This window comes from Methylobacterium sp. ARG-1 (assembly GCF_001262595.1).
Lineage (GTDB): Bacteria > Pseudomonadota > Alphaproteobacteria > Rhizobiales > Beijerinckiaceae > Methylobacterium > Methylobacterium brachiatum.
Genome location: NZ_LHCD01000088.1, coordinates 1 through 886, shown reverse-complemented (window position 1 = coordinate 886; position 886 = coordinate 1). Strand labels below are relative to the sequence as shown.

Genomic DNA, 886 nt, shown 5'->3' with positions numbered 1-886 from the left:
GAATGCTCTTAAGGCACTTGATCGCTCTCGTGATCGATGTCCGTCGCTGATCCGACAGCCGTAAGGCTGGCCGATCAGCGCGACACGGTCACAAAAAGACCAGTGGCAGATCCGTTTCCGGACCCACCACCGTATGCTTGCCGAACATGACCGCCGGGGATGACGCTTTCGCGCCCCCAACGGCCACATTCCCTCTTCACGATGTCACTGATGTCTTCGCACGCTGGCTGGCTGCTCGGGATCAGAGATCCTCAAGCCGCCATGCCGCGGCAAACTGTGTTCCAGATAGCCAGGCTCGACACCGTCTCTCGGGCGGCCGCCACATCAGCAGCGCCAAGTCCCAAGAAAATGGTGGAGCCAGACGGGATCGAACCGACGACCTCATGCTTGCAAAGCACGCGCTCTCCCAACTGAGCTATGGCCCCAAGGGGTCAGCGCCGACGGCAGAGCGTCCCGTGTCGTGGTGGGCCTGGGACGACTCGAACGTCCGACCTCACCCTTATCAGGGGTGCGCTCTAACCACCTGAGCTACAGGCCCAGAGCGATCGAGGCGCGCCGCCCGGCACAAGCCGGGGCGAAGCGCCGATCGCGCTATCTGGTGAGGAAGAGAAACGAGGACGGCGTGCGTCCCGCAAAATGGGTTCTGACTGAACCCTGTATCCAATGATCCTCGATGGACGAACGGACGTTCGCTGCGATCCGGCAGAACCGGACCCCATGTCCAAAGAGAAATCCTTAGAAAGGAGGTGATCCAGCCGCAGGTTCCCCTACGGCTACCTTGTTACGACTTCACCCCAGTCGCTGACCCTACCGTGGTCGCCTGCCTCCTTGCGGTTGGCGCAGCGCCGTCGGGTAAGACCAACTCCCATGGTGTGACGGGCGGTGT

The 886-nt window shown here is 61.7% G+C and carries 2 tRNA genes and 1 rRNA gene; all 3 read right to left on the bottom strand.

Going from position 1 to position 886, the window contains the following annotated elements:
• Window positions 1-349 precede the first annotated feature (349 nt).
• Window positions 350-425: transfer RNA gene (locus tag AKJ13_RS29935), tRNA-Ala, on the bottom strand.
• A 36-nt stretch (window positions 426-461) separates the two neighbouring features.
• Window positions 462-538: transfer RNA gene (locus tag AKJ13_RS29930), tRNA-Ile, on the bottom strand.
• 201 nt (window positions 539-739) lie between these two features.
• Window positions 740-886, bottom strand: a 16S ribosomal RNA gene (locus AKJ13_RS29925); the annotation flags it as partial.